General features: G+C 39.8%; 24 protein-coding genes, 5 pseudogenes and 1 riboswitch. Of the genes and pseudogenes, 11 read left to right on the top strand and 18 right to left on the bottom strand.

Features of this window, described 5'->3' with window-relative positions:
* Nucleotides 1–85 precede the first annotated feature (85 nt).
* Together AC0OMA_RS10250 and AC0OMA_RS10255 are read right to left on the bottom strand one after the other, a co-directional pair.
* The gene (locus AC0OMA_RS10250) at nt 86–1,549 is read right to left on the bottom strand and encodes an FGGY-family carbohydrate kinase (protein WP_015383811.1); all 1,464 of its coding nucleotides are present in this window, start codon (nt 1,547–1,549) and stop codon (nt 86–88) included.
* Between the two features lie 17 nt (nt 1,550–1,566).
* Nucleotides 1,567–2,601 carry a 2-hydroxyacid dehydrogenase gene (locus tag AC0OMA_RS10255; RefSeq protein ID WP_015383812.1) on the bottom strand — a complete coding sequence of 345 codons (1,035 nt, stop codon included), beginning with the start codon at nt 2,599–2,601 and terminating at the stop codon, nt 1,567–1,569.
* An 83-nt stretch (nt 2,602–2,684) separates the two neighbouring features.
* Nucleotides 2,685–2,776, bottom strand: a riboswitch (SAM riboswitch).
* A 147-nt stretch (nt 2,777–2,923) separates the two neighbouring features.
* On the opposite strand from AC0OMA_RS10255, the gene AC0OMA_RS10260 reads away from it, so the two are divergent.
* Nucleotides 2,924–4,966 carry a molybdopterin oxidoreductase family protein gene (locus AC0OMA_RS10260; protein WP_181219327.1) on the top strand — a complete coding sequence of 681 codons (2,043 nt, stop codon included), beginning with the start codon at nt 2,924–2,926 and terminating at the stop codon, nt 4,964–4,966.
* 66 nt (nt 4,967–5,032) lie between these two features.
* Entirely contained in the window at nt 5,033–5,326 is a 294-nt protein-coding gene (locus AC0OMA_RS10265) for a hypothetical protein (RefSeq protein WP_181219329.1), read from the top strand.
* A 402-nt stretch (nt 5,327–5,728) separates the two neighbouring features.
* Here AC0OMA_RS10265 and AC0OMA_RS10270 read toward each other — a convergent pair.
* Nucleotides 5,729–6,134 (bottom strand): annotated as a pseudogene (locus AC0OMA_RS10270) (UPF0715 family protein).
* A 68-nt stretch (nt 6,135–6,202) separates the two neighbouring features.
* Nucleotides 6,203–6,329: pseudogene (locus AC0OMA_RS10275) on the bottom strand (hypothetical protein).
* A 68-nt stretch (nt 6,330–6,397) separates the two neighbouring features.
* Here AC0OMA_RS10275 and AC0OMA_RS10280 point away from each other — a divergent pair.
* Nucleotides 6,398–6,520 carry a hypothetical protein gene (locus AC0OMA_RS10280; RefSeq protein ID WP_015483307.1) on the top strand — a complete coding sequence of 41 codons (123 nt, stop codon included), beginning with the start codon at nt 6,398–6,400 and terminating at the stop codon, nt 6,518–6,520.
* Nucleotides 6,521–6,563: 43 nt separating this feature from the next.
* Nucleotides 6,564–6,857 (top strand): YozQ family protein, encoded by a 294-nt coding sequence (locus tag AC0OMA_RS10285; protein WP_014477001.1) that lies wholly within the window; start codon nt 6,564–6,566, stop codon nt 6,855–6,857.
* Nucleotides 6,858–6,969: 112 nt separating this feature from the next.
* Here AC0OMA_RS10285 and AC0OMA_RS10290 read toward each other — a convergent pair whose 3' ends face one another.
* A complete protein-coding gene (locus tag AC0OMA_RS10290) occupies nt 6,970–8,655 on the bottom strand; it encodes a methyl-accepting chemotaxis protein (RefSeq protein ID WP_181219333.1) in 1,686 nt (561 codons plus the stop codon).
* A gap of 330 nt (nt 8,656–8,985) precedes the next feature.
* Between AC0OMA_RS10290 and hpaB the strand changes: the two genes are divergently transcribed.
* Complete coding sequence (gene hpaB / locus AC0OMA_RS10295; protein ID WP_181219336.1) at nt 8,986–10,437, top strand: 4-hydroxyphenylacetate 3-monooxygenase, oxygenase component; 1,452 nt, start codon at nt 8,986–8,988, stop codon at nt 10,435–10,437.
* Between the two features lie 36 nt (nt 10,438–10,473).
* Here hpaB and exlX read toward each other — a convergent pair whose 3' ends face one another.
* Both exlX and AC0OMA_RS10305 read right to left on the bottom strand, forming a co-directional pair.
* On the bottom strand, nt 10,474–11,172 hold the full coding sequence (gene exlX / locus AC0OMA_RS10300) for an expansin ExlX (protein WP_015383820.1): 699 nt from the start codon (nt 11,170–11,172) through the stop codon (nt 10,474–10,476).
* Nucleotides 11,173–11,441: 269 nt separating this feature from the next.
* On the bottom strand, nt 11,442–12,119 hold the full coding sequence (locus tag AC0OMA_RS10305; protein WP_015483310.1) for a YoaK family protein: 678 nt from the start codon (nt 12,117–12,119) through the stop codon (nt 11,442–11,444).
* Nucleotides 12,120–12,291: 172 nt separating this feature from the next.
* Here AC0OMA_RS10305 and AC0OMA_RS10310 point away from each other — a divergent pair, with 172 nt between their 5' ends.
* Together AC0OMA_RS10310 and AC0OMA_RS10315 are read left to right on the top strand one after the other, a co-directional pair.
* A complete protein-coding gene (locus AC0OMA_RS10310) occupies nt 12,292–13,329 on the top strand; it encodes a polysaccharide lyase family 1 protein (protein WP_047183563.1) in 1,038 nt (345 codons plus the stop codon).
* A 257-nt stretch (nt 13,330–13,586) separates the two neighbouring features.
* The gene (locus AC0OMA_RS10315; RefSeq protein WP_047182713.1) at nt 13,587–14,270 is read left to right on the top strand and encodes an SOS response-associated peptidase; all 684 of its coding nucleotides are present in this window, start codon (nt 13,587–13,589) and stop codon (nt 14,268–14,270) included.
* Between the two features lie 336 nt (nt 14,271–14,606).
* On the opposite strand, the gene AC0OMA_RS10320 is transcribed toward AC0OMA_RS10315, so the two are convergent.
* The 8 genes and pseudogenes from AC0OMA_RS10320 to AC0OMA_RS10355 form a co-directional block, all read right to left on the bottom strand.
* A complete protein-coding gene (locus tag AC0OMA_RS10320) occupies nt 14,607–14,912 on the bottom strand; it encodes a hypothetical protein (RefSeq protein ID WP_181219338.1) in 306 nt (101 codons plus the stop codon).
* 226 nt (nt 14,913–15,138) lie between these two features.
* Nucleotides 15,139–16,317 (bottom strand): oxalate decarboxylase, encoded by a 1,179-nt coding sequence (oxdD, locus tag AC0OMA_RS10325; RefSeq protein ID WP_181219897.1) that lies wholly within the window; start codon nt 16,315–16,317, stop codon nt 15,139–15,141.
* A 122-nt stretch (nt 16,318–16,439) separates the two neighbouring features.
* The gene (locus tag AC0OMA_RS10330; RefSeq protein WP_252494324.1) at nt 16,440–16,895 is read right to left on the bottom strand and encodes a DUF4944 domain-containing protein; all 456 of its coding nucleotides are present in this window, start codon (nt 16,893–16,895) and stop codon (nt 16,440–16,442) included.
* A 57-nt stretch (nt 16,896–16,952) separates the two neighbouring features.
* Nucleotides 16,953–17,108 carry a hypothetical protein gene (locus AC0OMA_RS10335; RefSeq protein ID WP_144052040.1) on the bottom strand — a complete coding sequence of 52 codons (156 nt, stop codon included), beginning with the start codon at nt 17,106–17,108 and terminating at the stop codon, nt 16,953–16,955.
* Nucleotides 17,109–17,147: 39 nt separating this feature from the next.
* A pseudogene (locus AC0OMA_RS10340) lies at nt 17,148–17,302 on the bottom strand (YoaP domain-containing protein); the annotation flags it as partial.
* Nucleotides 17,297–17,529, bottom strand: a pseudogene (locus AC0OMA_RS10345) (hypothetical protein); the annotation flags it as partial. The pseudogenes AC0OMA_RS10345 and AC0OMA_RS10340, both read right to left, overlap by 6 nt.
* A 104-nt stretch (nt 17,530–17,633) precedes the next feature.
* Nucleotides 17,634–18,131: a hypothetical protein gene (locus tag AC0OMA_RS10350; RefSeq protein WP_474222098.1), complete on the bottom strand. Its 498-nt coding sequence runs from the start codon at nt 18,129–18,131 to the stop codon at nt 17,634–17,636.
* 101 nt (nt 18,132–18,232) lie between these two features.
* Nucleotides 18,233–19,144 (bottom strand): VanW family protein, encoded by a 912-nt coding sequence (locus tag AC0OMA_RS10355; protein ID WP_474222099.1) that lies wholly within the window; start codon nt 19,142–19,144, stop codon nt 18,233–18,235.
* Nucleotides 19,145–19,492: 348 nt separating this feature from the next.
* Between AC0OMA_RS10355 and AC0OMA_RS10360 the strand changes: the two genes are divergently transcribed.
* From AC0OMA_RS10360 to AC0OMA_RS10370, 3 genes and pseudogenes are all read left to right on the top strand, one after another.
* Nucleotides 19,493–19,975: a DUF2975 domain-containing protein gene (locus AC0OMA_RS10360; protein ID WP_047182717.1), complete on the top strand. Its 483-nt coding sequence runs from the start codon at nt 19,493–19,495 to the stop codon at nt 19,973–19,975.
* A gap of 9 nt (nt 19,976–19,984) precedes the next feature.
* Nucleotides 19,985–20,238 (top strand): annotated as a pseudogene (locus AC0OMA_RS10365) (helix-turn-helix domain-containing protein).
* 105 nt (nt 20,239–20,343) lie between these two features.
* Nucleotides 20,344–21,138: a DUF817 domain-containing protein gene (locus tag AC0OMA_RS10370; protein ID WP_119899486.1), complete on the top strand. Its 795-nt coding sequence runs from the start codon at nt 20,344–20,346 to the stop codon at nt 21,136–21,138.
* Between the two features lie 117 nt (nt 21,139–21,255).
* Here the strand turns inward: AC0OMA_RS10370 and AC0OMA_RS10375 are convergent, their stop codons facing one another.
* The gene (locus tag AC0OMA_RS10375) at nt 21,256–22,128 is read right to left on the bottom strand and encodes a LysR family transcriptional regulator (protein WP_474222100.1); all 873 of its coding nucleotides are present in this window, start codon (nt 22,126–22,128) and stop codon (nt 21,256–21,258) included.
* 100 nt (nt 22,129–22,228) lie between these two features.
* On the opposite strand from AC0OMA_RS10375, the gene AC0OMA_RS10380 reads away from it, so the two are divergent.
* Nucleotides 22,229–23,107 carry a DMT family transporter gene (locus AC0OMA_RS10380; RefSeq protein ID WP_474222101.1) on the top strand — a complete coding sequence of 293 codons (879 nt, stop codon included), beginning with the start codon at nt 22,229–22,231 and terminating at the stop codon, nt 23,105–23,107.
* Nucleotides 23,108–23,279: 172 nt separating this feature from the next.
* Here AC0OMA_RS10380 and AC0OMA_RS10385 read toward each other — a convergent pair whose 3' ends face one another.
* Both AC0OMA_RS10385 and AC0OMA_RS10390 read right to left on the bottom strand, forming a co-directional pair.
* Complete coding sequence (locus AC0OMA_RS10385; RefSeq protein WP_015483318.1) at nt 23,280–23,711, bottom strand: hypothetical protein; 432 nt, start codon at nt 23,709–23,711, stop codon at nt 23,280–23,282.
* Between the two features lie 261 nt (nt 23,712–23,972).
* A complete protein-coding gene (locus AC0OMA_RS10390; RefSeq protein WP_474222102.1) occupies nt 23,973–24,605 on the bottom strand; it encodes a type 1 glutamine amidotransferase family protein in 633 nt (210 codons plus the stop codon).
* Nucleotides 24,606–24,795 lie beyond the last annotated feature (190 nt).

The raw sequence follows: 24,795 nt of genomic DNA on the forward strand, positions 1-24,795 counted from the left end.
CTTAGATGCTCATATCAATCAATTACCGTATTACCTTATTAAAGTTGAAAATTAAATGATTCCTCAAAACAGCAGAAATGCCGCCTTAAATTAATACTTTGCTTTCTGAACCTGAAAAAAAGCGCTGTGTTCGCTTCCATTTCTCATATAAAGCCAATTCTGTCTGACAGTCCTTCGGTTCGATCACCCGGACATTTGCTGACATCTCCTCCGTTAATTGAAAGATTTCATTGCAAATGACTGCAGCTCCAACAACAGATGCCTGATGATATCCCTCTTGGACATAGACCTTTTTTTGAAGAAGGTCCGCGATATATTGAGTGAGCGCTTTGCTTTGGAATCCCCCTCCGCACACCCAAACATAGTCACGTTCAAACGGAGTAACCTCTGTTAAAATGTCAAAGTTCCATTTGATTGAAAATGCGATCTCTTCTAGCGCTGCACGTACAAAATGTGCCCTCTTTAAATGTGCTGACAGCGGGGCATCAAAAAGAAAACCGCCTCTCGTTAATGCATTCTTTTCAGCCGATAAATAAGAGCCGAGAGCCGCTACACATGCATGGTCTTCTTTTGCAAGTGCAGAAATCTCCTCCTCCATTACTTCGTACGTTTCATTCGGATAAAAAATCTGTTTTAATTTTTGATAATTCAAGCCGGTAATTCCCGGATTCGTTTCCACAAGCCAATGCCCTTGATCTGTGTGACAGTTCAGCCAGGCTTTATGTTTTGTGTCGCCATGATTCGCAGTAATTTTGGTTATTGGCGTTGTTGTCCCTGATACAATGACAATGTCCTCAAGTCCAGCTCCGGTGCTTTTGACAGCCAGCTGTGTATCCCCGCCCCCTGCTATAACCTTAGCATTTATTGAAAGGCCTAATTCGGATGCATATTCATTTGCTATCGTTCCAATTGCTGTCCCCGCTCTAACAAGAGGCGGAAGGATAGATGGAGAAAAGCCAAATATGTCGCACATCTCTACTGACCAAGTGTTTTGCTTCACATCAAACAACAGGGTTTCTGTTGCCTGTGATGGTTCATATGTTAATATTCCGCTCAGTTGGTACGTCACCCAATCACTGATGCTAGTAAAGCTTGCAGTCTTTTCCCATAAAGAGGGCTGGCGCTGTTTTAATCCATAAAGCTTGAGCGCAGAAAAAAGTGCGGTTGGCAGGCGGCCTGTGCGGCTGTATATCTCTTCCCGATCGGGAATGCTCGCCTCCCACTCTCGACCGCGATTATCGATGTTCGGCAACCCGAGAAAAGGATTGCCGTTTTGATCGATCAGAACAATTCCCTGTCTTTGGCTCGTCGATGTCAAACCAATGATGTCAATATCATGCGAACGGGATAGCGCACGTTTTGCCAAATTCATCACCTGCTTCCACAGCACCTGAGGAGAAAAATAACGGCTGTCCGGGTAAAGCGTCTCTGTGGAATACACAATGTCCTCCCGTTCAACTGTTAGAACACTGCCAGTTACACTCACGACCGCTACCCTCGCATTGCCTGTGCCAATATCAAAAACGAGATAGCCTTTTTGTTTTTTCATTCTCTTAGCCTCCTTTCTTATCCCCCTGTTTTCAGTTCGTCCTTGTTATACACTGTCGGAATATTAAGAGTTTTTTCACCCTTCCACTTTTTGAGGGCTTCATTCAGTATCGTCACGTGATGATCCTCCACTTCAAATGTTGCTCCAGCGAGATGCGGTGTTGCCAGAACATTAGGCAATGAAATCAATTCATAATCTGATTCCTCTGGAGGTTCATGATAAAAAACGTCTAATATCGCACCTCTGATTTTATGTTCTTTTAATACAGATAAAAGATCTTCACGGTTTACAACAACTGCTCTTGAAGTGTTGACGAAAATCGCACTCTCTTTCATCAGATCAAAATACTTCCGATCAATAAGTCCAAGTGTTTCCTCAGTACGAGGCAGATGGACAGAAACGATATCACTGTCTGAAAACACCGTTTTAAGAGATACTTTTTCATACAGCGGATGATCGTCTTGAATGTATGGATCGTAATACTTTATTTTACAGTCAAATGCAGTCAGCAGTTTTGCAATCCTTTGACCAACCGCCCCGAACCCAATCATGCCAACCGTTTTTCCTGATAATTCATTTCCTTTAAATTTGACATAAGCCTGTAGGTAATCACTGTCCCACTTTCCATCCTTCAGCCATTGATTCGAGACGCTGGTATGGCGGAGAAAGGTAATCACATTTCCAATAAACATTTCAGCAACGGCTTGTGCATTCCGCCCTGGTGTATAAAAAACAGGTATGCCTCTTTTTGAGGCAGCTGCCACATCCACATTGGAGGGCATTCCCCTGCAAACACCGGCAAATGAAAGTTCGGGAACAGAAGCAAATACGCTGTCTGTTACCTGATCAAGCTCAGTAATCAAGCCTGTCGCATTTGTTGCTTTTAGCAGCTGAATGAGTTCATCTTCCCGATATGCCCGGCCTTGTTCCTTCCAAGATTGATAAGCAACTGAGCCAAACAAGTTTTCTAGCTCTTTTCGTCCTTCTTCGTTGTACGGTGCTGTAACCAAAACCGTCATGGTGCAAAACATCCTTTTCATCGTATTTTTCATAAAAAAAATCTCTTTCCGAAGATGGAAAGAGATTCATATATAGGCGCGCTCTGTTACAGGCAGACGCCGGTATAAACCTTGCTTTCCTATCTTTCAAGCTGTCGCTTGCTGGAATTGGCACAATAATGTTGCCGAGGTTTCATAGGGCCAGTCCCTCCACCTCTCTGGATAGAAAATGTTGAGTATGTAATTTTCAGAATAAAGAATACGTTTATCATAAAGAAGTCTCATATTGATGTCAATCTCTTTTTTCAGAATTGACGTTATCATCGGAAATGTTATAATTCTTACAAAATATCTAACTAGAGAGAGGAACTGGGCCATGAAATCTTTTGCCACACAACAAAACGGCATTTTCAAATCCGTTTGCTCGCTGGACTGCCCGGACCAGTGCGGATTGTTAATACATAAAAAAGACGGGAAAATCGTAAAAGTGCAAGGAGACCCTGATCATCCTGTCACAGCTGGAAACATATGCAACAAAGTCCGGAATATGACGGAGCGCATCTATGATGAAAAGCGGCTGACTACACCGCTCAAACGAACAGGTGCGAAAGGCCAAGCGATATTTGAACCGATTTCCTGGGAAGAGGCAATCGATACGATCACCTCCCGCTGGAAACAGCTGATTGATGAAGAGGGAGCTGAAAGCATACTTCCTTACAGCTTTTACGGAAACATGGGGAAATTGACAGCTGAAGGAATGGACCGCCGCTTTTTTTACCGCATGGGGTCAAGCCAGCTTGAACGGACGATTTGCAGCAAAGCGGGATCTGAAGGCTATAAATATACAATGGGCATAAGCGCGGGAATCGATCCTGAGGAAACTATTCATACAAAACTATTTATTTTTTGGGGAATCAATGCGGTCAGCACAAACATGCACCAAATTACAATCGCCCAAAAAGCGCGAAAACAAGGTGCCAAAATTGTAGTGATCGATGTGCATAAAAATCAAACAGGACGTCTCGCAGATTGGTTTATTCCAATAAAGCCTGGAACCGACAGTGCACTTGCTCTTGGCATCATGCACATTTTATTTAAAGAAAACCTTCATGATGAAGCATTTCTGTCCGAGTACACGGTTGGCTATGAAGAGCTCCGTGAACACGTGAAACAATATGATCCTGAAAAGGTGTCGATGATCACCGGTGTCAGTACCAAAGATATTTACCGACTGGCAAAAATGTACGGGGAAACCTCCCCTTCTTTTATCAGAATCGGAAACGGACCCCAGCATCACGATAACGGCGGGATGATTGTAAGGACGATTGCCTGTCTTCCGGCGATCACCGGCCAATGGCTGCACACAGGGGGCGGCGCAATTAAGCATAACAGCGGAATTTTAGAATATAACACAAATGCCTTGCAGCGGCCCGACTTATTGCAAGGGCGCACACCGAGTTCGTTTAATATGAATCAGCTTGGCAAGGTGCTTTTGGAAACAGACCCGCCGATTCGCTCTCTTTTTATTTACGGAACAAACCCGGCCGTCGTTGCGCCGGAAGCAAACAAGGTCAGACAGGGCTTGCTGCGGGAAGACTTGTTTACTGTGGTTCATGATTTGTTTTTAACGGAAACGGCTGCATATGCGGACATTGTACTGCCTGCAACATCCGCTTTTGAAAATACTGATTTTTACACCTCCTACTGGCACCATTACATTCAGCTTCAGCAGCCGGTGATCAAGAGATATGGGGAAAGCAAGTCTAACACTGAGGTGTTCCGATTACTGGCTGAAGCAATGGGATTCACAGACCAGGAGCTTAAAGATTCAGATGAAGAATTAATCCGCCAGGCGCTTGACCATCCAGATAATCCGCATTTGGCAGAGATTGATTACGATGCACTTGCTAAGCATTCATTTATGAAAGCGAAACGCGAAAAGCCACTGTTTCCGGGCGAACTTCCAACGCCAAGCGGAAAAATAGAATTATATTCAGAACAAATGAAACAAGACGGCTTCCCGGCTTTACCGACATATACACCTCTTGTAACCGATAATGAACATCCGTTTATGTATGTTCCGGGGCCAAACCATAATTTCTTAAACTCAACATTTTCCAATAATGAAAAACACATCAAACTTGAAAAGACGCCAAAGCTCTTTATCAACACAAAAGATGCTGAAGAACACGGAATCGTTGATGGGGCACCTGTACGAATTTGGAACAGCCGGGGAGAATGCCAGCTGACCGCTGCAGTTGGAGAACAAGTACTGCCAGGTGTCGTTGTCAGCCAAGGATTATGGGCGGATGAACAAGGAAAAAAACAGCTTGTAAACGCGCTAACCCCAGACCGATTGTCCGATATGGGCGGCGGCGCCACCTTTTTTTCAGGCCGTGTACAGATTGAAAAGGTTTGAAAAATAATGAAACCCGGAGTATGCCAAGCCCGTATAACATAACATCGACATAATGGAGGCATACACATGGACGTTTTTTTAGGAATTGGTATTGCTTTGGCTGGATATTTTATCGGTGAAGGCTTAAAGCAGATGAACCATACAAAAGGTAATGAACAAAATGATATCTTGCTTATAAAAGAACGGGATATTTACTTTTACATCGGACTTTTTTTAGGAATAACAACGTCTGAAGCAAAACAGTTAGCTGGAGACATGGCAGACCTGCCTTACATCGAAATAAACGGAAAAAAATATGTACAGAAACATATGTTAAAAGATTGGACATTCACATTAGTTGAAAAACATCAGGGTGAATAAAACAAATCTGAGGAGAGCGAGATTCATTGTCACGCTCTCCTCTGTTTAGCTGTATGGATTGACCGCCACCAAAACTTTGTTCCATAAGCGCTGATAAAACGATAAACCACCATCTATGTTCTTTCCTCAAACGGCTCGAGATGCCCGTTCCACAACAATAGTTTTTATATTCCATTGATGACGTGATGTTCTTGATGAACGTATGTATCGTAAAACACTTAGAAAACCTATTCGGTTTGAATGTGTGCTCTCATTGTGTCCCCATACTGCGCCTTTATCCGCGGCGGAGGATTTTTTTAAAAAAATATGAAACCTAAAGCTTTTAGATTCACGCAGCAATGTTAGTGCAATACCCTGAATTTTTATTGAACCTCCATATTTCTCCGATTGGTAAAATTTAGCCTATATACTGGAACCTGTACGTTTATAAAGGATCAGAGAATCCCATAACCAGTAAATCACTGCAGTTGCAACACTTAACATATAATAAAAGTACGATTGCAATGTCCATGCTATTGATGCAGGTTCATTGATAACAAAAAACAGGAAAGCTGCGATAAATGAAACCACACTGTAAATCAATAGGTACATGACATTGAATGTTCTCGCTTTTTTTCTGCAACTTCATTTGAAGCAGAACAGCAAAAAGGCCATACACCACAAAACCGTATAACAAAGCAATTGCTGCCGTAAACAATGCAATTATCATATCGCCATACATAACGAAAGAATAAAACCCTAAAAACAAACCAAATGTAAGGCTGGATAGCCCTAATGTCATTAAATAATATGATGCGCTTTTTTTCATTTTTTCATCCCCCTTGTTTGATTTATTCACAGTGCTGTTAGTATAAATTCACAACCTTTGTATTTCTTTTATCGAGATGTCTTCCCCAACAATGCGATGATAAAAAGTTTCAAAAATACGACTTTTTATTAAATAATACGACTGGCATGAAAATGCCTCTCCTGATTGGCCAAAGCGCGAATGAAAAAAGTGCATGAATACCTGATCAACAGACAAAATAAGAAGAGTTGATATTCAACACTTTTCGTAAAGGAGTGAAACCAATGAGTAAAAAGGGAATTCAAAATTCAAGTATTGAACAAATGAGAAATGACCATGAGACTGAAACAGCTTTTAAAGCAGATAATCCTAAAAAACATGGTTCTGAGCCTAAAAGAACGAAATAAGTTCTTACCCGCACTAAAATATCAATAATCTGGAGGAAGAAAAGTGACTCAAAAAAATGGAGCCGACAGACCTGATGATTATAAAAGATTTTCTTCATTAGACAAGGAATATGATTTTCAGCAATCTATAAGCAGCAATACTGAGACAGAAAGTGTAAACACTGAAACACAAACTCATAACAAAGAAAACAAAAATGACACAACAGATGTTGCCGGGAAATACTTTGAGCCCTCAGATTATAAAGGAAGCACGCAATTAGAAAAAGGATTGGCTGAAACTCATGAACAGGTCAGCGATGACTATTTTGAAGGGACGATCGATCAAAATTTGGACTAGCCATACAAACGGAGCTAACTTAAAAGGTCAGTTAGCTCTGTTTTTAGAAACACCACAGTAAAAGTAGCAAACCCCCACCGAATAGGATGGAGGTTGCACGTAAGTAGCCTGTTTAATATTTAAAACGATTAATGACGGTTTGAAGTTCTTCTGCCAACTGAGATAGAGATTCTGCGGCATAGGAGATTTCCCCCATTGAATGAAGCTGTTCCTGTGATGAATTTGCAACCGCTTCTGTATTTGCAGACGTTTCTTTTGTTCCAACGGCCAATGTATGAACTGTGTGCTGAATCACTTCGACGCCTGATGTAAGCTGTTGAGTTGCCGCTGCGACTTCTTGTATTTGAGAAGTGACCTGTTCCACAAGGTTCAGTATTTCATTGAAATTTCCTGTTGCCTCTTGAGAAAGAACAATGCCTGAGCTCACATTTTCTTGAACAACCTTAATATTATTTACCGTTTCTATCGATTCATTTTGGATGGTCGCTACCACCGATTGGATGTGGTTTGCAGATTTATTTGTTTCATCCGCCAACTTCCGAACTTCTTCTGCCACCACAGCAAATCCTTTTCCTTGCTCTCCGGCTCTGGCCGCCTCGATCGCTGCATTTAGTGCCAACAAATTTGTCTGCTCTGAAATCGTCGTGATAAGCGAAGAGATATCGCTGATTTCTGCTGTGCTCGCTACCAATGTTTGCAATCCATTGCCGGCTGAATCTACAGACTTATCAATGAATTTCATCTGATCTAACATCTTGTTGACGGACTTAGAGCCTATTTCAGCCTTGTCTCTCATCGAAGAAGAAAGATCCACTATGTTCCCTGTATTTGAAGCAACAGATGATATACTGTCTAATAATTCAGTAATGGATTCCGCACTCTTTTCTGTCATTGAGCTTTGCTTCACATTGCTTTCGGCAGCCATCTGCATGGCTCGGGAAATATGTTCAGATGTTGATTTCGATTCTTCTGCGCTTGCCGATAATTCTTCGGAGGAAGCAGCAACTTGTTCAGATGAGCTGCTGATCTGCTTCACAATTTGAGTTAATGAATGAGTAAAAGAATTAAACGATTGGGCAAGCTGGCCAAATTCATCTTTATTTTTCACAATGACTTTTTTGGTTAAATCAGCGTCGCCGTGTGCAATTTCCTCCAGCTGCTTATTTATACTTCTTAGGGGCACCATTATGGACTTTAACAGCATTATGCTTAAAACAACGCCTAATATAACTGATATCCCGGTGACAATGATGATGAGCCATTGACTCATTTTCCCATTGCCTCGTATTTCATCTTTTAGATCCTCCACCTCTTGATCCAGGCGATCAGACAGCTTATTGACAGCCGGGTCTACGCCTTCTTTTCTTAGTGTTCTTTCTTCTCCAAAATGGATGGTTTCTGCTTTTTTCGGATTTGAAGAGTAGGCTGTTACTACTTGCTGATTCAAAGCTCTATACTGAGTAAAACTTGTCTTAATGTCTTCGATATTTGATTGATATCTCTCTTCATCAATCAAGTCATTAACCCGGTCAAGACTCTTTAAGACATCGTCTGCTTTTTCCTTCATACCCTCGTCGTATTCTTTGTCTCCGGTAATCAAGAAGCCTCTTTCATCATTTGATAACCCGGTCAATTCATATTGGATGTGTTTTATCTCTTTTTGGAATTCCATTTTGTCTTTAAGTTCTTCATTCTTTTTCACAGTAGAAGAAATCATAAATACTGAGGAGCCTCCAATTCCAATAATTGAAACAACTAATATTGATATAATCCCCAGCAATTTTGTTTTCACTTTCATGTGTCGTTTTCCCTTTCCGCACAATGTAATGGCTGAAATAAAATATGTTCAAGCGCGTTTGAATCCAATTCGCTTACGCTCATGTCCATAATATCGACACGTGTTATCAAGTTTTATAGTGCTATTTTCATATGAATAAGCAAATTCTTTACGGCTCTGAATCTTCAGAAAGGCTTCAAGAAAAATTGGCTGTTTTTTGTCGTATAAGTCACTCTTCTCATTTTCTATTAGGCATACAAAAAAGGCTTTTCCCACCTCAAATTGGCTGAACCGGCTGTTTTCTCGAAAATATAATACAATACGCAGCATAATATGAAGGAGCGAACTTTAATGGGGATCATCAATGGTAAAGAATTCATTGACCGATTGAATAAACTAGAAAACGAAATATGGTATGATGGCGAAAAAATAAAGGGTAACATTTCTGAGCATCCTGCATTTAAAGGAATAATCAAAACAAAAAGCTCACTTTATGAATTGCAAACAAAGGATGAGTTAATACATGAAATGACTTATTGCCTTCCTGGAGATGATGATCGAATCGGCATTTCCTATCTCCAGCCTAAAACCAAAAATGATTTAAAAAAAAGAAGGAACATGATTGAACATTGGGCTAGACATACTCACGGAATGATGGGGAGAAGTCCGGATTACATGAATACGGTTATGATGAGCTTTGCTTCGTCAGCGGAGCTTCTCAAAGATAAAGAGAATTGCTTTCCTGACCATATACTAGATATGTATGAACAAGCTGCTAAGCATGACCTTTCCTTTACCCATACATTCATTACTCCGCAAGTGAACCGGTCACAGTCCTATTTTGGGCTAAGTGAAAAACCGATATCTGCTAAAGTCATTGATAGAACCGAAAAAGGTTTAATGATTCATGGAGCACGACTGCTTGCAACACAAGGCGGGCTGACCGATGAAATCTTGGTTTTTTCAGCGCCTAAATTTTTCTTTGAAACAGATGAAGCTTATGCTTTTTCAATCCCTTCTAATACAAAAGGCGTAAAATTCATCACAAGAGAATCATTTGTATTAAGCGACTCTTCCTTTAATCATCCCTTAAGCTCAAGGTATGAAGAAATGGATTCAATTGTGGTTTTTGATCATGTGTTAGTGCCGTGGAATCGTGTGTTTTTTTACGATAATGTGGAAGCAGCTAAAGATTTTATGACAAAAAGCTCCTTTCATGCCTTTACCTTTCACCAGGTTGTCATTAGGCAAATGATAAAAATTGAATTTCTATTAGGTGTTGCACAGCTTCTTGTCGACACCATTAATGTTTCCGAATATCAGCACATCCAAGAAAAGCTCTCAGAAATCATTGTGGGATTGGAAACAATCAAAGCGCTCATTGACAAATCGGAAAATGATGCTCAGTTAGATGAATTCGGCTATATGCGCCCCTGTTTAATTCCTCTTCAAGTCATCAGTACGATCATTCCTAAGCTATATCCTCGATTTACTGAAATCATACAATTAATTGGAGCTAGCGGAATGGTGACACTGCCTACCGAAAATGCATTTGACTCAGAGATACGGGAAGATCTTGACCAATATCTTCAAGCAACCAATACAAATGCTGAAGAACGTGTGAAAATTTTCCGTTTGGCATGGGATTTAACAATGAGTTCATTCGGAACTAGACAAACTCACTACGAAAGATATTTTTTCGGAGATCCTATTCGGATTTCAAGCAGGCTGTATACCAGTTATCCAAAGCAGGAGCAGTTGAACATGATTAAAACATTTTTACATGCAGATACAGAACAATGAAAAAACAGCGGGAAAAGATCCGCTGTTTCGTATTTTTTATTCAGGAAACTGAACATGGCCCGGTACTGTATAGGCTTTGGACGTTCCGCTTTCAGGCAGCTTTGGAATGGTGTCTTTCACAACTTTTCCGCGGATGTCAGTCATTTTGACTTTGAGAGAGCCTGTCCCTAAATTTGTACTCACAAAATGGTTATAGTCCATTTTCTCCATGTTGATCCACTTACCATCCTTTTCATATTCCATTTTCATCACAGGATACTTGTGATTTCTGACTTGGATTGCTGCCCACCACCTGCTGCTGCCTTCTTTGATCCGGTACGTGAAATTGCCGGTGATTGGGGCTTTGACAACACGCCATTTAATATTGATTTTTCCGTCTTTCATATTGCCGATTTTACGGAAGGCATTAGGTGACAGATCAAGAGCTCCCCGAGCGCCTTCGGGATAAAGATCAGTAACATATACGGTTGTTTTCCCTTTTGGCCCTTCAACTTCCAAATAAGAGCCGGCAAGTGCCGCTTTTACTCCACCGTAATTGAGATCCGCCGGATTTATTGCAGTAATCTCCATATCGGAAGGAATGGGATCCAGCAGGAAAGCTCCTCCTGAATAACCTGACCCTGTATACGTTGCATAACCTTCATGCAGGTCGTCATATGCTGCCGAAGCTTGCGGGGAAAAACAGAAGATCGTCAACAAAACCATACCAACAAATGCACTCATGATCTTTTTCATATTGGTCCTCCTCAAACCAGACTTCAAATGAGAATCATTATCATTATAAGACTCAATCCATCTGGTTTGAAAGAGGAAATAGATTCATAGATGATTTTAAGGCAAATTCACTATCATTCATATATCAAATGTAGCGTACTTATGAAAAAGGCAATACAAATGAACGAATGTGCACTTCAGCCGAATGTCTTATTTTTCCCTCTCAAAATTCGCATAACAATAACGAAATGAGACAGGCTGTTGGCCTGATAACAGCTATACAGGATAAGCTATTTTTCCCCGCTCAGTTTCCACTTAGCTGTCATCATAATGCCAAATATCAGCACAATCGGAACCCAAATAATGAAGTGATAAAAATCAGGCTCAGCCAGAGCAACAATAATAGCCCCCACACAATACAAAATAATAGCCAGTGCTCTTAACACAGTATCTCTTAAGAAAGTCTTCTTCTGCTTCTTAAAAAACAAACGGCCGGATATATCCTCTAAAAGAGAAGCCAAAGTGCCGGTCAACACAGTTGAAGAAATACCTGCGATCCCCAGTTTTTTTGCTGCTGTAGTTTGAATCCCCATAGAAATGCTCATGAGTATAATTAGAATGTGCACAGGAACAAATGCCCGGTAAAAGGAAAGACAAGCAAAGACAAACAAAATGAATGCTTCAAGTGCGAGGGCTTTTGTCACAGCAGAAGGCCAAAGGGTATTTTCCGCCTTCCCTACCATCAATGTAGCAATGATCACGCCGCATATAAATCCGATTAGCGCAGTCAAGGAATTAAAAACAGTGACCTGAATGGATTTGCCGATAGCTAACCCCAATAATACAATGTTTCCAGTCATATTAGCTGTGAACACATGTCCCAGGCTTAAATACCCGATTACATCCACGATTCCAGCTGTTAAACATAAAAGTGATAGCAAGGTGTTTCGATAAGCTGCTGCAGTCAACGGTGTATCAATCCTTTCTTTTATTTTAATTGTTAGTATGTCTTTTGGCGCAATCTGTATTTTTTAAGTAACCCAACATTAATTAGGAAGATAGAACCTATCATTCCTTTCCATTAACTGTAATAATAATCCCCGCAAGGAAATTATTAAAATTGAAAGGAAGCATATTATGATGAAACGACTTTGTTTATGGTTCACCGTCTTTAGTTTGTTTTTGGTTCTCTTGCCTGGAAAAGCATTAGGTGCAGTCGATTTTCCGAATACCTCAACAAATGGCCTTTTAGGTTTTGCCGGAAATGCCAAAAATGAAAAAGGCATTTCTAAAACGGGCACAACGGGTGGAAAAAACGGGCAGATTGTTTACATTCAAAGCGTAAATGATTTAAAAACCCATCTAGGAGGATCCACTCCGAAAATTTTAGTGCTTCAAAATGATCTTTCCGCATCTGCGAAAACAACAGTTACCATTGGCTCAAATAAAACACTCGTGGGCTCTTACGCGAAAAAAACGCTGAAAAATATTTATTTAACAACTTCATCAGCTTCTGGAAATGTCATTTTTCAAAATTTAACGTTTGAACACAGTCCGCAGATTAACGGAAATAATGATATCCAGCTTTATTTAGATTCCGGTATGAACTATTGGATTGATCACGTCACATTCTCAGGACATAGCTATAGTGCAAGCGGAAGTGATTTGGACAAACTCCTGTATATCGGAAAATCTGCAGATTATATCACGATCAGCAACTCAAAATTTGCGAATCATAAATACGGTTTGATTTTAGGATACCCGGATGATTCTCAGCATCAATATGACGGCTACCCTCACATGACAATCGCCAATAATTATTTTGAGAACTTGTATGTTAGAGGCCCAGGTCTGATGAGATACGGTTACTTTCATGTTAAAAACAATTACAGCAACAATTTTAACCAGGCGATTACAATTGCTACAAAAGCAAAAATATATTCCGAATATAATTACTTTGGGAAAGGCAGTGAAAAAGGCGGCATCCTTGACGACAAGGGCACTGGTTATTTCAAAGACATAGGCAGCTATCCATCACTCAACAAGCAAACCTCTCCGCTGACTTCTTGGAATCCCGGGTCAAACTATAGCTATCGTGTCCAATCGCCGGAATATACAAAGGAATTTGTCACGAAATATGCCGGATCACAAAGTACAACTCTGGTATTTGGCTACTGATATAAAAGAGGCCCTGCGTTAAAAACGCTGTGCCTCTTTTTATACTTATAGGCTATTTTTAAGCGATCCTTGTAACTCCATCAAGATCCAACATCGGTCCCACCAAAAAGCATATGTTTTTTTCCACAATAACTTCTTAAATGGCTTTCTTATTATACCAGTTTATCGCAAGTAAAAAGAAATCATTGTTCTGAACCTGTATTAAATGAACTTTCGTCCCACACACTATTCAAAAACCCCTAAAAAGGATGATGGATATGTGCGGCAGGTTTACTTTGTTCTCTGCATTTGATGATATTATTGACCAGTTTGACATCGATCAATTTTTTCCTAAAGATGAATACCAGCCAAGCTATAATGCCGCACCATCACAAAACATCCTTGCGATCATCAATGATGGATCAAATAATCGCTTAGGCAAGCTTAGATGGGGACTTATTCCACCTTGGGCAAAAGATGAAAAGATCGGTTATAAAATGATCAATGCTCGAGCCGAAACAATTACCGAGAAACCTGCCTTTCGAAGACCGCTTGTCAGCAAACGCTGCATCATACCAGCAGACAGTTTTTATGAATGGAAACGGCTTGATTCCAAAACCAAAATCCCAATGCGGATCAAATTGAAATCATCTGCTCTTTTTGCGTTTGCTGGCTTATATGAAAAGTGGAGCACACATCAAGGAGATCCTCTTTATACCTGCACCATCATAACAACTGAGCCTAATGAGTTCATGAAAGATATACACGACCGAATGCCGGTTATATTGGCCCATGATCATGAAAAGGAGTGGCTTAACCCCAAAAATACAAACCCTGATTATCTGCAAAGTTTGCTGCTGCCTTATGATGCTGATGACATGGAAGCATACCAGGTTTCATCATTAGTAAATTCACCTAAAAATAATTCAGCTGAGCTTCTTGATGCAGAAAATCATATGTAGTGATTGAAATTCTCTAGCAAGAACTTGTCAACTAGCTTTGTTCCTTAGGTGCCAATCCTTCTAGTAATTATGAATATTTAGTACATAGATCAATTAGTTATTTTTAGTATAAGTTTGAAATAATTTTATTATGTAAACTTAAATAAGCAATGTTATCCCTTTCATATAAAATAGTTTACATTTTTATAAAATCGCTTTACTTTTCTATTTTGTCAGCAAAAAAACTGAACCACATTAAACTTATGAAACCTGCCGCACCTGTGATTGCAAATATGATTTAAGCCCATAGAGGTAAATCCATACACTTTCCCTCCTAAGAATTAAATGAAATTTCTTTCATCTTACATGAAGGTCTTCTTTCTTTTGTTTATCCAGTGTAATACTTAATAATATGTTGATGAATGCAGCTGGAAAATATATCAATCCCACTCCCAGAATGCCTAGTATCGTACTTAAACTTACTATGTAATTCTTTGTCATCGTTTGACTGTCAATCAATATTAGAAGTGAAATCAAACCAGCTAAAACACCTATAAACCAAGCATCGCCAACAGCATAAGAATCATCCAGCACCCCTAACCATCGCCCCAATATAGAGCTCCCAATAGCAGTCAAACTGGATAAAAATATGAGTGCTTTCAATCTTGTCCTCCTTTAAAGCCAATCAAACTGGTAGAAATCGGCCATTGAATTTCCATTAGCGGGTGGTTATCATTTCCACATTAACATTTTAAAGCTCATTACAATACGATTCAAGCAGAAAAACCCTACATAACGTATATATAGGGATTTGATAAAACACAGGCCAAAATTCAGCTCTATTTACTTTAAAAAGATATGAAGGGCAGCTGTGTGATCTGTTACGTCTTTACGTACCGGGATATTTCACAACAGGCACTTTCTTCTTACGCAGAGAATCAAGCATGACTGATCCAGCATTCAAGTTGCTTTGCACTAATTCTTTAGGCGTCAATGCCATCCACTGATTGAGTGACACATCTGCATAGCGGTTACTTTTGAACATTTCTAAAAACCATAATGTTTCTGTACCAGTATTTTGTATATAGTGGCCGGCATTAGAAGGCACGTATCCAACGTCGCCTGCTCTATAATCAAATGTGCGGGCAGTCCCATTTCCGATAAATACCGTCATTCGTCCCTGTCCTGTTAGATAATATTGCCACTCATCGCTATTGGGATGCCAATGAAGCTCTCTCATCGCGCCAGGCTCAATCTGAACAAGTGCAGCGGCTATCGTTTTTGAAATTGGGAAGTTAGAAGAATCCACAATTCGTACACTCCCCCCTGGCATTTGAATTGGGGGTTGATTTAACAACTCGTGTTTAAAGGTCATGGGGACTTTTCCATATGGTGACTGAATGTCTTCACTGGCGACTGATCCCGGCACATTCCCTTGGTAGATATAGACTTGCTCAGACGGAAGAGAGTTGAAAGCATTCTCCGGGACACCGAAATTTGCAGACAGAACGTCTTTTGGTGTGTGTGCAAGCCAATCTGAAATGGTTAACGTTGAAAACTCAGAAAAGTTTCCATCATCGAATACGAGCAGAAACTCGCAGTGTTCCAATCCCTGTATGGAATGCGGAATTCCTGCCGGGAAGTACCAAAGGTCGCCGGGACCAACATCAGCAATGAAATTTCGTCCGTCTTGGTCAACAGCTGTGATACGTGCCCGTCCCAAAAGCATATAAGCCCACTCCGCTTGCTTATGCCAATGAAGCTCGCGGACGCCTCCCGCAGTTAAGCTCATGTTTACACCTGCAATCGCAGTCGAAATCGGAAGCTGTCTTACGGTGATTTCTCTTGACCAGCCGCCGTGATCTAATTTCATGGGAGCGTCTGAGAATGAAAATCTCAAGTTAGGAATCATACCCTCATCTGTAACAGGCGGAATAAGTATATTCGGATTTTGAATATCCCTCATTATATTTCGCGGGCCTGCATCAATAGCTCCAGCTCCATCACTTCGAATAGGCTGCGGCACGTTTCTGTCTTCATGATTGATTGGTTGTTGTTCCAACAGCATGCACCTCGTTTTAAAAATGAACATGATTTTATTTCAGCCTATGCAGAATCTTAGATTGCTGTGCCTAGGAATCCGCAAATAAAAAAGTGACCACCAATGTGATCACAAATACAGCAAATAAGCTATTTTTTATACCATGGCTTCTTATGTAATTTGATTTCTTCTGTCTGTTTTATCTGGCCTGTCTTCCACTCCACTTTCACTAATACATCATGTCCTATCACTTCATCTTCAGGCATATAATCAAAGGTGGCGATATGGTCCTCCATGCGTCCCCCACCCGGCATTTCATCACCTGTGTACTCTGATAAGTCGTACTCATCTACATTATCATCTTGATACTTTTCGCCATCTACATACAGAGTAATTCTTTCAACAACAGTACTCTTTTCGTCCTTCTTGCTCCCCTGCCAATACAGATTTAGAAAATAATTAGGTCCAATTGAAGTTTTGTCTGATTTTTCAAGGTTAGACATCCACAGTCCGCTTTTCCCGCTGCCCTCATATTTCACTTTGTTTCCTGACACCATTACAAATAATGTGATGATACAGATGATCAAGAATCCAGCAATGATCAATAGTCATTTCTTAATGTTGTTCTTTTTTCTCATGTTTTTCCCCACTTTCCTAACTCTTTAGTAGGAAAATATGATCAAAATGTTACCGAAAAGAAAATAAAAAAGGGCTAATGATCTAACAGATGGCTGTCTAAACTTTTGACTTAAATTAAAGTGCTCTCTAAAGACAAGATTAAAACGTATAACAGCTCTTAAATGCATTTTTTGTTTCATTGAGTCAAGAACCTTAAAATGGCTTTTTATTATTAAAAATCAAGCTAGTGTATTAAGTAACTTTTCAAATTTATTTACACTCATGATCTCATGAGTCACAAATCTCCCATCAAAAAAACGCTAAAAGTTGTCCAAATAACTGGTGACTTTTGTGCCTCTTCTTTCGATGATAACTGAATTGACTGAAATTGAACTCTGAAAATTTTGAAATTAGAGTTTTTTAATAATGAACGGGCTGCACTTGTTTAGGTGTTACTGTCATTATCAGGAAAATATTAAGCTGAAATGCGCAGTCAGTCACAAAGTCTCTATTCGTATTTCATAAAGACTTTGTGATCATCGACAAACATTTCACTCCCATCGGATAATGTATCCAAAAGGCCTCCTCTGGTTCTTCTCTATAGTCATAAATCACAGTCACTTTGACATTTGACTCAGCTATGATTGGTTTTCCAACAATTATTTTCGTTTTTTCCTTAGGCAAAGTAAGAGATCGAATCATCAAAGCCATTCCATCTTTACTGTCTAATTAACGCCATCTTCAGTGAATTTAAAGGTCTGTTTTAAATTGCGACCTTCTTGCCCCTTCTGTGTCCAAATTATAACAACCTCTAATTCAGAGGCCTTATCTGCCAGCATAAAATGATTGAACTTCAGCGGTGAGCCATCATTTAAACTTGCAGCTAACATTTTAGAATCTTCTTTTGGTTTGTCACAATTTTCATCGAGGCATCCAAAAAGTGAAAATCTTGTGATTGAATCAGGATCATTTCTATACAATTGCACATCCACTGTAGCTGCATTTTCCCCTATATTTTTGACTTCCAAGGAATAAACTTGATATTCTCCTTTTTGAGGTCTCGCAAATTCCTTTACATTTTTTGCTTCACTTACTTTTACTGACCACTGGTCTGTTTTTTGTGTAATAGGCAACACCGTAAAAGTCAGAGCATGCGCTTTTGATTGGCAAAACGAAAATCCAACTGCTGTAAAAACAATTACAGAAAATAATACCCTTTTCACTTCATTTATCCCTCCTTCCTTTTCGCTGGCCGCTCCTTAAAGAATTGATTTTGAGCAATCTACAAGCTCTCTTAACCAAAACCTTACCTAAGGTTTTGTCTTTACTGCTCAGCATTTATTTCTTTCGGTATCCGAGATGGAGCTTTGGGGATTTTTCTCAATTTGCTGTTAATCACATCAGAAGAGTATAGTGTAATAATCATCCTTCCCCCATACCTTTTTGCCCGAATTAAGATTGGTTGGTTATATTGGTTTTGGAAGCGAAAGTCAGGACCTCCCCAGCTTACCGTCGCATCCCGTCCGGGCGGTACATATGGTACACTTCTAGTATGAGAATAGCGCTGAACGATCTGCAGTCCTGCACGATCGACTGCATTAAATAGAGTTGAGGACACCTGACAAATTCCTCCTCCTACACCTTCAGACAACTCCCCTTTTACAATAATGGGTGCACTTTTATATCCTTTGTTCCGAGTTCTCATTCCCACAACTTGGTTAAACGAAAAGGTCTCATTAGGGAAAACAACGTGATTGTCGATTGCTTTTGCAGAAAGAGAAATATTGTGTGAACGGCTTTTATTGCTTGAGTTAAAATACGTCACGTACTGACCAAGCTGCTGCGTACTGATGTGAGCTAGCAGCTCGCTGTCAACTTTCGGATAAATGTTCATTTCCGGCACTTCTATCTTGGAGGGACCTTGGCCATAAAAATACGCATAAAACTTTTCCATAAACGCCTGTTGATACAGTTTGTAGCCAACCCTGCCCGGGACGATGCTTCCATGATCGTTAAGGACAGCATTTATCGGCTCCCGGTACACTTTCTGATCAAGCTGTTTGATGAATTTACTGTATTTTTCATAGTCAACCATTGGAGTGCCGGGAAGAGGCATTGTAAAGTCTTCACGGTTAACAGTGGCAATCGTCCGTCCTTGCTGTGTGACCGTTAAACTGTCCTGCGGCTCACTCGGCTGAGCCAATAAAAAAAGACCAGTGATCAAAATTTGTATCATAAGTCGGTTTACCTCCCGATCATTAGTATGAACAGCCGCTTATCCTTTGATGTATTTCTTCCCATCGTTTGTTTGAATCTTTAGACGTTGATAAAAGCCTTCATAAAAGAGCTATAGCTTTAATGTTCACACCGATCCCTGAGCTCACTGAGGCACACGGTTCATTCAGTCGGCAAGTTTGAAGTAGTTCAGCATCTCCCAGTGATGAGGGATGCTTTTTTGTCTTGTCAAAAATGAAAAGGGTCTCCTATAACAACAACAAATCAATCCATTTCAATATTTTTTTATTGAGAAACGATAAATTTTTTGTTACATTCAATTAGACAACAAATAAATGAGGTGCTTGTTATGAATCGAATGTCGACAATTTTTTTAAAGATAGCTTTGGTTCTTATTGGAATTCCAATTCTTGCTTTATGCATTTTTTTAGTGCCTAAGATGGCCAACTATTCAGCAGAATTATTTCCAAATATCGCTTATATAAAATATCTCGTTTTCATCTATTTGTATGTAACGGCGATACCTTTTTACTTTGCTCTTTATCAAGCGTTCAAACTTTTAAGCTATATTGACAAAAACAAAGCTTTCTCGGGTTTGTCTGTAAGAGCTTTGAAGAATATAAAATACTGCGCAGTCACTATCAGTATCTTTTACGCAGCAGGCATGCCTGTCTTTTATCTGATGGCCGAGATAGACGACGCCCCCGGTATCATTGTGATCGGATTGGTTATTATTTTTGCTTCAATGGTGATTGCGGTCTTTGCTGCTGTTCTTCAAAAACTGTTAAAAGAAGCGATAGATATAAAATCAGAAAATGACTTAACGGTCTGAGGTGATGACATGGCGATTATTATCAATATTGATGTGATGCTAGCTAAGAGGAAAATGAGCGTAACAGAGCTTTCAGAGAGAGTTGGCATCACCATGGCTAATCTTTCGATATTGAAAAACGGAAAAGCAAAAGCTATTCGATTATCAACTTTAGAAGCGATTTGCAAGGCTTTAGAATGTCAGCCCGGGGATATATTGGAATACCGAAGTGATGAAAACACACAGGATTCGTAAAAAAATATGTAAGATTAACAGAAAAATAAAGTGATTGGTGGTGAGCTTATGGACATAAACTTATATCCATCTAGCTGCTATACTAAGCGTCCCTTTCATACACGAAGAACACAACTATGGAGGAGGCATACATCATGAGAGCCATAAAACAAATCGTTCATTTTGGCTGGGAACAAGCCCTTTCATGTTTGTTTCCTGCCGTTATTTTTGCCTCTTTGGCTATTACGCAAATCATCCCACTGCCCTTCTTGCCGCGGTATGACTGGCTGCTCATTATCTGCGTTCTCATGCAATTGTGGATGGTGCGTTCCGGTCTTGAAACACGGGATGAATTAAAAGTGATCACATTATTCCACCTTATTGGGCTTGCTCTGGAACTTTTTAAAGTCCATATGGGCTCCTGGTCTTATCCAGAAGAAGGATACTCCAAAATATTTGGAGTACCTTTGTATAGCGGCTTTATGTACGCAAGTGTAGCCAGTTATTTGTGCCAGGCATGGAGAAGGCTTAAGGTTGAACTGATTAAGTGGCCGCCTTTTTTTGCAGTTGTTCCGCTTGCCGCAGCGATTTATTTGAATTTTTTCACCCACCATTTTTCTATAGACATTCGATGGTGGTTATCTGGGCTTGTCATCATTGTCTTTTGGCAAACATGGGTTACATACGAGGTGAATGGAGCTCGTTACCGTATGCCGCTCGCACTTTCTTTTGTACTCATCGGATTTTTTATATGGATAGCGGAAAATATCGCTACGTTTTTTGGAGCTTGGAAATATCCAAACCAAATCGATACATGGAGTCTCGTACACCTTGGAAAGGTAAGTTCATGGCTCTTGCTAGTGATTGTTAGCTTTCTTATAGTAGCATCATTAAAACAAGTTAAGGAACAGAGTCCCACAAAGGCAGAGATGGATGAATCTTTTTCTTAGCATACAAGGTCCCAAATAGAGTAAAAAGCAACGTTCAAATGGTTGCTTTTTTCTTTTATGTAACTCTGCCGGTGAGTATTCATCTTCTTCAAATTTCATCGCAACACGATAACTGATTCAGATTACAACTGCTTTCAACACTTTGACAAACTCATGCGCCGCCGGCGTTATCTCTTCAAATGAATGTGCGATGACGCCAATATCGCGTGTGACCCTAGGAAAGATGTCCTTTTTAATCAACTGATGCGGGACGGATGAAAGTGTAAAGTTTGAAATGATGCCGATACCCAAGTTATTTTTGACCATATTAATCAAGGTTTCGGCATTTTGCACAGTTAAGTTTTCCTTTAATTCGATGTTGTATTGCGAAAATGCGTTTGACATCGCGATTTCATGACCGCCTTTACAAAAAATGAGGTCATCTTGATATGTTTCAAGGTCGACATGCTTTTCAAGTTTTAATTCGTCACGCTGCGGCGGGATGATGGCCACCATATAGTCGTTACACAATAGCTGATTTTCAAACGGTTCAAATGGAGATGCTGCGATCCCGATATCAACCGTCCGATCTTCAACCCATCCTTTTATTTGGTCAGAGGTTCCTTCGATCAATTCTATGCGGATCAGCGGGTAGTTTGATCTGAATGCCGCAATCGCCTGTGGCATGATATTTGTTGAAACTGCAGGAAATGAACCAATTTTCACCTTCCCGTTTAACAGCTTGTTTTCCCGGTTGGCTACTTGATATATTTTGCTTTCAATTCCCTTCATTTGCCTCGCCAGCAGCAATATTTCTTTTCCGATGTCAGTCAGCATTAAACCATGATGTTTATCCCTGATCAATAATTTGAGCTGCAGTGAGTTCTCCAGGTTTTTTATCGCTTTGCTTACCGCCGGCTGAGAGATGAACAATTCTTTTGCCGCTTCTGTAATATTTAATTTCTCCCCGACTTTTACAAATATGTGAAGATGGTTCATGTTCATAACCATTTGGTTATACCCCCAATAATAAAAATGTATTTCAGTTATACATAAATGTAACATATGATAGAAACCAGCACGATATTTAAACAAGAAAGGCGGCTTCATTATGGTAAAAGTTATGCTGGGAATCATATCTGTCACACTTATTTGGGGTTATACTTGGGTTGCGATGAAAGTAGGAATTCATGACATCCCCCCGCTTTTATTTTCGGGTTTGCGCCTGTTCATCGGAGCAGTTCCTTTATTTCTCATTCTCTTCATCCAAAGAAAAAAGCTTTCAATTAAAAAAGAACATCTCAAAAGCTATATCATCATGAGCCTGTTGATGGGGCTGGGCTACATGGGGATCTTGACGTATGGAATGCAGTTTGTCGATTCAGGGAAAACCTCTGTTTTGGTATATACAATGCCTATATTTGTTACGGTGATCAGCCATTTTACATTAAACGAGAAAATGAATGTGTATAAAACGATGGGACTGGTCTGCGGCCTCTTCGGACTGTTATTTATATTTGGAAAGGAAATGCTCAATATCGATCAAGGCGCTTTATTGGGGGAGCTGTGCGTCCTTGCGGCAGCGCTTAGCTGGGGAATCGCGAATGTGTTCAGCAAGCTACAATTCAAGCATATCGATATTATTCACATGAATGCCTGGCACCTTATGATGGGAGCCGTCATGTTATTGGTGTTTTCCTTTATATTTGAGCCGGTCCCTTCAGCCGAGTGGACATATCAGGCGGTGTGGTCATTGCTGTTTAATGGCTTGCTTTCCACCGGCTTTACATTTGTCGTATGGTTTTGGGTGCTCAATCAAATCGAAGCGTCAAAAGCATCCATGGCATTAATGTTTGTTCCCGTATTGGCCCTATTCTTTGGATGGCTGCAATTACACGAACAGATCACCATCAGCATTATCCTCGGCGCACTGCTGATATGCTGCGGGATTTTTATGAATACATTTACATTTTCACGACGGAAAGTGTGAATGATATACATTTCCCCTGTCATTTGGGCTTCATGTGACAGGAGACGACTATTATGAGAAAGTCTTCTAGAATCCTGACGACAGCCTATTAAACAATGAAAAAAGCTAATGTCTGCATGTAGACATTAGCTTGGCTGGCGTTTAGGCTGGTGAGAATCTAGATTCTTTTTTATTACCATTCTGGCTGATCAAACTGAAAACCGTATAGACCTTTTACTTTAACATCTCCGCAATCTGGATCTTTTGTCAAAATCAAATAATGAGTCTTATAAGGCATCGTCTCAACTCGATCAGTTGCACTCAAATCAAAATGATCCCCTGAGAAGTTTTTTTCACTAACGGTTATTTCATATCCTGACAAAGTCATTCGCATGATTCTTGCGTTAATTGTACATCCTTCAGTATCAAAAATGGTGAATCTGTACCCAAAGTGAGATGTCCAATGGTTTGAATTTAGGTCATCAGACTTCATAAACCATTTTTCATTTTCTGTCATTGTAAAACTCACTTTCTCCTCATCTTTCACGATAACGGCCGAAGCTTCCCCTACATGGATAGTCAAAGCCAAAAGAAATGTAAAAGCTAACATCAATATCTTTTTCAAAAGAGTTCCTCCCGATATCTTTTACTTCAATATATTGGAAGGGTCTTTTCTGATCAAGACAGTCTTCTCCAAATGAATCTTTAGCACCATGAAATGAGCCATAATAAGAACAGTTTTAACCCAAATCAAACTCTATTCGAAATAAGGCCTACCAATCTATATTTTTTTAGAGTTTCTGCATTTCTTTATATATCTCCTAGACACATATAAAAAATGCTCCTATAAGTTCAGGAGCACTACAAAAAACTGCTAAAGTGTTTTCTATCGATTTATTGTATTCATTAGCTCAAAGAAGTATTCAGGCTTTTGAGTCTTATTTAGCTTATACCATGAACGCAATGTATCTGGTGCAAATACACCTAATTTTTTTAATACTTCCACCGCAAATTCCAGAGGAGCAATTCCTGATGCAGTAACCAAATTTTTATCAGATACTGCAGGTTCCTTTTCATATAATGTTTCTCTTTTGTAATTAGGGCAGACCATTTTCATATAGTCTAGGTCATTGCTTGTGTGCTTTCTCGAATCTAAATATCCTTCATTCGCGAGCCCCAGGGTTGCCCCACAAATTGCAGCAATAGTCGTGCCAAGCTTTAAAGCGTCCCCAACTTTTTTTAAGATCGGCTGATGAATATCTTCTCCCCAAGTGTTTCCTCCGGGTAAAATAATAAGATCTTGACTCCCAAGAGTACACTCATCAAGAGAAATATCTGGTTTTATGCTTAATCCTCCCAACGTAGTTATCATTTCTTTATTAGCCCCTACTGTAACTACTTTTAAAGATGCTGCATCTTGTTTAAAATATCTCCCTGAGTTTAGTTCAGCAATTAAATATCCATATTCCCAGTCTGACATTGTGTGAAATACGTAGAGATAAACTTTTCTCGTTTGCATCCAATAACACTCCAATCACAATTGATAAAGCTTTCTAATAGATGACCTCGCTGACAGCCATTGTCAGCTTTTTTGTTGTTGATATGTAATCTGATTTGCCTATTCTTATATAATACCATGTAGGTGGCAATTACCCTTGTTCTCCCAACTTATTAAAAATATAAGATAAATTGATTCTATGTTTACTAGC

The sequence above is a fragment of the Bacillus sp. AMCV2 genome (assembly GCF_056033925.1).

Bases quoted from the DNA above. Each gene is read 5' to 3' on its own strand.
- AC0OMA_RS10250 (WP_015383811.1), bottom strand. From the start codon at position 1,549: ATGAAAAAACAAAAAGGCTATCTCGTTTTTGATATTGGCACAGGCAAT.
- AC0OMA_RS10255 (WP_015383812.1), bottom strand. From the start codon at position 2,601: ATGAAAAATACGATGAAAAGGATGTTTTGCACCATGACGGTTTTGGTT.
- AC0OMA_RS10260 (WP_181219327.1), top strand. From the start codon at position 2,924: ATGAAATCTTTTGCCACACAACAAAACGGCATTTTCAAATCCGTTTGC.
- AC0OMA_RS10265 (WP_181219329.1), top strand. From the start codon at position 5,033: ATGGACGTTTTTTTAGGAATTGGTATTGCTTTGGCTGGATATTTTATC.
- AC0OMA_RS10280 (WP_015483307.1), top strand. From the start codon at position 6,398: ATGAGTAAAAAGGGAATTCAAAATTCAAGTATTGAACAAATGAGAAAT.
- AC0OMA_RS10290 (WP_181219333.1), bottom strand. From the start codon at position 8,655: ATGAAAGTGAAAACAAAATTGCTGGGGATTATATCAATATTAGTTGTT.
- hpaB (WP_181219336.1), top strand. From the start codon at position 8,986: ATGGGGATCATCAATGGTAAAGAATTCATTGACCGATTGAATAAACTA.
- exlX (WP_015383820.1), bottom strand. From the start codon at position 11,172: ATGAAAAAGATCATGAGTGCATTTGTTGGTATGGTTTTGTTGACGATC.
- AC0OMA_RS10310 (WP_047183563.1), top strand. From the start codon at position 12,292: ATGAAACGACTTTGTTTATGGTTCACCGTCTTTAGTTTGTTTTTGGTT.
- AC0OMA_RS10315 (WP_047182713.1), top strand. From the start codon at position 13,587: ATGTGCGGCAGGTTTACTTTGTTCTCTGCATTTGATGATATTATTGAC.
- oxdD (WP_181219897.1), bottom strand. From the start codon at position 16,317: ATGCTGTTGGAACAACAACCAATCAATCATGAAGACAGAAACGTGCCG.
- AC0OMA_RS10335 (WP_144052040.1), bottom strand. From the start codon at position 17,108: ATGAAACAAAAAATGCATTTAAGAGCTGTTATACGTTTTAATCTTGTC.
- AC0OMA_RS10355 (WP_474222099.1), bottom strand. From the start codon at position 19,144: ATGATACAAATTTTGATCACTGGTCTTTTTTTATTGGCTCAGCCGAGT.
- AC0OMA_RS10360 (WP_047182717.1), top strand. From the start codon at position 19,493: ATGAATCGAATGTCGACAATTTTTTTAAAGATAGCTTTGGTTCTTATT.
- AC0OMA_RS10370 (WP_119899486.1), top strand. From the start codon at position 20,344: ATGAGAGCCATAAAACAAATCGTTCATTTTGGCTGGGAACAAGCCCTT.
- AC0OMA_RS10375 (WP_474222100.1), bottom strand. From the start codon at position 22,128: ATGGTTATGAACATGAACCATCTTCACATATTTGTAAAAGTCGGGGAG.
- AC0OMA_RS10380 (WP_474222101.1), top strand. From the start codon at position 22,229: ATGGTAAAAGTTATGCTGGGAATCATATCTGTCACACTTATTTGGGGT.
- AC0OMA_RS10390 (WP_474222102.1), bottom strand. From the start codon at position 24,605: ATGCAAACGAGAAAAGTTTATCTCTACGTATTTCACACAATGTCAGAC.